Genomic DNA, 5486 nt, shown 5'->3' with positions numbered 1-5486 from the left:
CAATCGGACTATGATCCCCATCCGGATGTCCGTATGATAAAAGCAAGAAGAAAAACTACCCATCCAGAAAAAGAACCAAACAGTTTATTAACTGCTTGATCCCTTGCATTTACTCTCTATCAACAGGATTTCTTATAGAATGTTAATCATTATTATAGAGAAAAAAGATAGATAAAAAACATTGTCATATTTCTATCTACCTTTATATTTTAGGAAGAGTGCCAATGAGTCAAAACACCTAGGACAGTCTTTCAATATACTCGTTTTTTTGACACTTACGATACTTGATGCTTAGAATTAAACCAAAAAGTTGCCTATTAAAAATGAAACAGCCTATATAATTAACAATACTTCCTCTTTAACCTCTTACTCAACTCAAAGTTGTTTTTATGTAAAGCTTCATCAGCTACAATCATATTAAGTTTTACAGTAATTAGTCACAATATTTATAAATATTGTGCTTAATTACTTGGTCGATAGTGACAGATCTTTTCATAATCACTTTTTAGTTTGGGTTGTTCATTAGTATTTGTAAAATGATTAATAACTTTTCTCTCAGTTTCTTCTGACCAATATATAAATAAATTACTCTTTGATCTAGTAACTGCAGTATAGAAATTATGAAGATCAATCTGATCTGCTTGTTCCGGGGGAATTACTAATTTGACAGTTTGATACTCTAACCCTTGTGATTTATGTATTGAAATAGCATACGCAATATGGAAAGGTACAATACTATTTTCATCATCACCTTCATCTTTATTTGGCTTATTTACACTTATTTGAATCTCAGTATAAGGATCTTGTCGAAGTATTTTAAACTCATTATTTGTCGATGTGATTTTATCAGTCATTTTTATAGTAAAAGTTATTGTATTTTCATCTTTTTCGACGTTTTCAATTATTCCTTGCATATTATTATAAATATAGTTGTGAAAACACTGCGTTTCATTAAATAACACTGGATCACCAATTTTATAGACATGATCATTCCATTTTACAGCATCATGTTTATTATTAAGTTGAAGACATGTGTTTAAGTTATTTATGCCATATAAGCCATCATAATTTAAACACAAGATAATCTCACCTGTTTGGAAATTATTAAATACATTACTATTTAAGTCACGAGACACCTCGTTAATTGCAAGTCCTTCTGGAATCCTATCCCGATTTCCTGAGGAAATTTTTTTAAAATTATCTAAGTTCCTTAAATTATTCCACAAAATTTCTAAATCTTTGCTCTTATTTCTATTTTGGGTAGAAAGTGTATAACAACAGTCTTTTAGATAGAATGGCAATAAAGCAAACCAATTACCAAAATCTATAGAGTACAGCTGTGATGGATCACCAACTAATAAGATTTTTTTAGCATTCGTATGAGATATTACTTGCAAAATATCAGCATTCGAAATACTACTGCATTCATCTATTACTAATAAATCATAATTATTAATAATTTCAGCATTTTTTTTAATAGGATACAAGTATTTAGCAACAGTAGAAAATTGTGCATTGGTATGATTAACCCTTTTACGTAAATTTTCAACGGCAGTATTAGTACTAGACAAAAATAATTTTGTTTCATCTTTTAACCAAGAAGCAACGAGATTGGTAAATGTACTCTTTCCAGTTCCAGCAGCACCATATATGACGCCTACTGACGTATTTTTAAATAGTTCTGAGATTATTTTTATCTTATCTGAACTATATTGATTCTTACTCTTTAACACATGTTCTAAGTTATTAATTTCCCTACTTGTTAAATTAGTAGTATACGATGCAATTTTTTTAAACTTAGAAATTATTTCTTTAGACTCATTAAGATACTGGTTTATAGTTATATATTTTGAAGGTGTTAATACTATCCGATTTTTTGGAAGCGATTTGGCGTTATACTTATCCATTAAATATTTTAATTTATCATCAGTTGAAATATTTAAATACTGGTTTAAGAAATAATTAGTATTCACTTCATCTCTTATCTGATCTACAGGAATAAACACTAATATATTATTCTGGATGTTTGTTCTAATAATTCTTGCCAAGATATCGCCTATATAATCCCCAGGTAATATACGAGCAGTTAAAATATCTCTAAAAGCCGGTTTATGATGAATTAGATAACAATAATATGGATGACGCTCGAAGGCATAACATTTAGGTGAAATGTAAAGGTGGGCCTTTTCATTAAATTTAGGATCATATTGATCAGATATCACATTTTTATTCATTGTACTTAATAAATACAATAAAGTATTACGATTCGAAAAATTAGTATCTCTTACTAATTTCCGTGCTTCGTTTAAAATTTTACTAAAAATACATATTGTTCCAGATTCCTTCGTAATAGTTAAAAGTACATTCTGAAATTTATCATCATTATAAACCAGACACAGATCTGAAAATGAAAGCCTATTTTGCGTTAAATACATATTCCAAGTATTTGCCTCAGCATTACTAATTTCTCTTCCAATGCCTCCTTTAAAAATTTTAATCATATTATTATAAGTACCTGGAGTGATCGAAGTTCGCCAGTTAGTAATTACTGCTATCGGAATCGATGTATTATCTACTTTTATTTTGGTTTTCGATATTGATAATTCAACAGTATACTTAGTAAAAATATTTAGTTTTGTAAATGCGATCTGTCTATCTGAATTATCCCCATTTGAGTAACTAGGATAATAAGTAATCTGAAAATACAATTCATTATTAACAAAAAAAGGAATTACATCTTTTATAGTAAATTTTCTATGAATAGTAATTTTACTTGGTTTCGTTTCACTAATTACGGAAGCAATTGAATCGTGATACTGTTCCAAGTTAGGATTTTTCTCTAATAAATATTGGATGTTACTTAAATTCTGTAAGATATCTTCATTAAAAAGATGTTTATAAATTTTTTAATTTTTCTTAAATAAGTATAATAACTTGTTATTAATAATCTTACAGTGCTATATTGATTTAAATCAAAATGCCCAAAAGAAGACTGAAATAAATCGTGTATTCTTATTAACTCCCTATATTTACTTTGACTTTTCACATATTTTTCAGCATCTTCTTTAAACTCTTGCCTATGATTAACTACTTTATTGTTGTCCACAGCATAAATTTCTCTAATAATTGCTTCTACTAGATTTCGTAAATCACTTGCAATATTTTGAGCACATCTTTCTTTTTCATATTCATCGTTTTTTACTTCTTTTATTTTCCCTAACTCATAACAAATTCGACTATTAGATTCTTCTAACATCTTTGTTTTCATAACCAATACGCTCTCTAATAATATATAATTAATAATGTTACTTTATTCTCTTAATTATATCGCAAACATAAATTAAAAAAGCCTATCCTATAAGAGATAAGGCTAAGTCAATAATTCACCAAAATATACAACGCTTACGCTGGTGGAAACCAGTCATTATCGTAATAGTTAAATATATGTCTGTTCCATTGGTACATATATAAATTTTTAAACTTTTTTTCTCGCCTATATTAATGTACTTTTATAGCGTTACCTTTTATTCCTGTTGAGGATTAACGTGCACGTCAAGACGTTGCTCAAGCATTAACTTATTTACTATATTTTCACCATGCTCATTTTTAAGTGTTTCACCATAAGTAGTTAATAAATTCACAACTTTTTTAATAGTTTCTCTTTCACTTTGCTTGATTTTTAATTTAGGATCTTCCACTATAGAAAACTTATTGTAACCCTTATAGTAATAAAACTCTAATTTAACATTACTATGAAAAATATCATACATATCGAAAATAGTTTCAAAATATGAATAATCAGCTTTATTGAGTGAATGTCCCATAAAAGTTATTACATCTACATTTTTTTGAAAAGAACTATTCCTTATATCATTAACATGATTATTTATTAGCCTATATGCTTTTGTAAAGAATATTCTTGGATCATTAAAATCTACTCCTTCCCCTCTCCGAGATGGGAAAATGTCATGGCTATCTATCCCAAAAATTGGCGGTGAGGATTGAACAGATTTTTTAGCATAATCAGCAATTCCATGAATATTAGTCCAACTGTTTACATGTACGTTAGGTATCGCCATTTCTAAAAAATCTGATTCATCTAAAGAATAATTAAAATTTAGCACATCAATTATTACAGAATCTGGTGACATCTCAAAATTAGGAAAGACTAATTTCTTCAATAAGTCTTTAGCACTGTTCAAGTAGTCCTTTTTGTTTCTACTTACATCATCTTCATAATTCACTTGATCATTAATAAATTTAGCAAAATTCCGTTCAAAACTATTAAGATCATCAAGCATTTTTATAGCAAGATCATCTTTAGTTGTTACTTTTGAATCTTCGTGAAAACAAATATTTATTATTCTTCTAAAAATAGTTTTGCTGTTTTGCAAATTACTATTAAATTCATATCCGTAAAAGGTTTTATCAAAATATTCATTTTCATTATCTTCACTATAATTTTGACAAAACTTAAATATATTATCCTTTAGTACCCAAGTTACAACTCTGTAAATCATAGTTTCAACATCATGCCAATGAGCTAACGGATCAGAAGTTAAACACACTTTTGCTGACAAAAAAATCAAATCCCACTTTGAATAATTAGCTTCTAAGATCTCCTTAGACCTATCTACTAATCTTTTCAATAATTCTTGATGAGCACGCAATGCTTCGGACATCTGACTAGCATTTGTTTTAGTATTTATTTTATTATTTAACTCTTCATTAAGCGGCAATAAAAAAGACGATAGTACATCATTTATAATGTCACCTATGTTTAAATTACTATCTTTTGTTTCTTTCGATTTGAAAATTTCTATTAAGACTTTCTCACAATTATCGTAGAAATCTTTCTGTATGTCATCGATATCAGTATTTCTATAAAAAGCTTTATTAACCTCTTCTGTACATTTAATACCAAATCTAGTATTAAAATAATTATCATATGTAGTCTCGAGACCACACTGACGATCGAAGCCATTCCCAATAACGATTAACTGCCTTTTTTCTTTACTATCCATTTTATACGACACTCATTCAACCTTATTAAAATTAAACTATTTAAGTTTTTGACTAACTATTCTTTTAATATTCTTTAATTGACATTTATCTTTTTTAGGAATTCTTTTTACTTGTGTACTAATATCTAAACTACTGGTAGAGTTATTGCTTAACTGTTCTTTCTTAATAGTCATTAGAAAATATGTTACACATAATAAGCATAAACAGAATATATATATACTTTTTCTTCCTATTTTGCTGCCTCCATTTTTAACAATTTCGATAATATACCCTATTAATACTGAACTAATCAGAAGCTGAGCTACAGCAATCAATCCTAATAATACTTCAGTAGTTGTAGCAATAAAATTTAAAAATAAACCACATACTACCATTGAGATTCTCCAACTCCACAATATAATATGGAAGAAATTATTAACTTTCATATCCACATATATATAATACGCGTGGTGCTAGTTAAA

General features: G+C 27.9%; 4 protein-coding genes. All 4 read right to left on the bottom strand.

Features of this window, described 5'->3' with window-relative positions:
* Positions 1 to 461: 461 nt before the first annotated feature.
* A complete protein-coding gene (locus tag FC57_RS10110) occupies positions 462 to 2825 on the bottom strand; it encodes an ATP-dependent DNA helicase (RefSeq protein ID WP_007126118.1) in 2364 nt (787 codons plus the stop codon).
* Between the two features lie 35 nt (positions 2826 to 2860).
* Positions 2861 to 3268: a hypothetical protein gene (locus tag FC57_RS10105; RefSeq protein ID WP_007126117.1), complete on the bottom strand. Its 408-nt coding sequence runs from the start codon at positions 3266 to 3268 to the stop codon at positions 2861 to 2863.
* A 256-nt stretch (positions 3269 to 3524) separates the two neighbouring features.
* Positions 3525 to 5024: an AbiH family protein gene (locus FC57_RS10100; protein WP_007126116.1), complete on the bottom strand. Its 1500-nt coding sequence runs from the start codon at positions 5022 to 5024 to the stop codon at positions 3525 to 3527.
* 36 nt (positions 5025 to 5060) lie between these two features.
* On the bottom strand, positions 5061 to 5399 hold the full coding sequence (locus tag FC57_RS10095) for a hypothetical protein (protein ID WP_040529575.1): 339 nt from the start codon (positions 5397 to 5399) through the stop codon (positions 5061 to 5063).
* Positions 5400 to 5486: the final 87 nt, after the last annotated feature.

Source organism: Lactobacillus ultunensis DSM 16047 (assembly GCF_001436305.1).
GTDB lineage: Bacteria > Bacillota > Bacilli > Lactobacillales > Lactobacillaceae > Lactobacillus > Lactobacillus ultunensis.
Note: the sequence above shows the minus strand (reverse complement) of the source record. Positions and strands in the feature narration are given on the sequence as shown.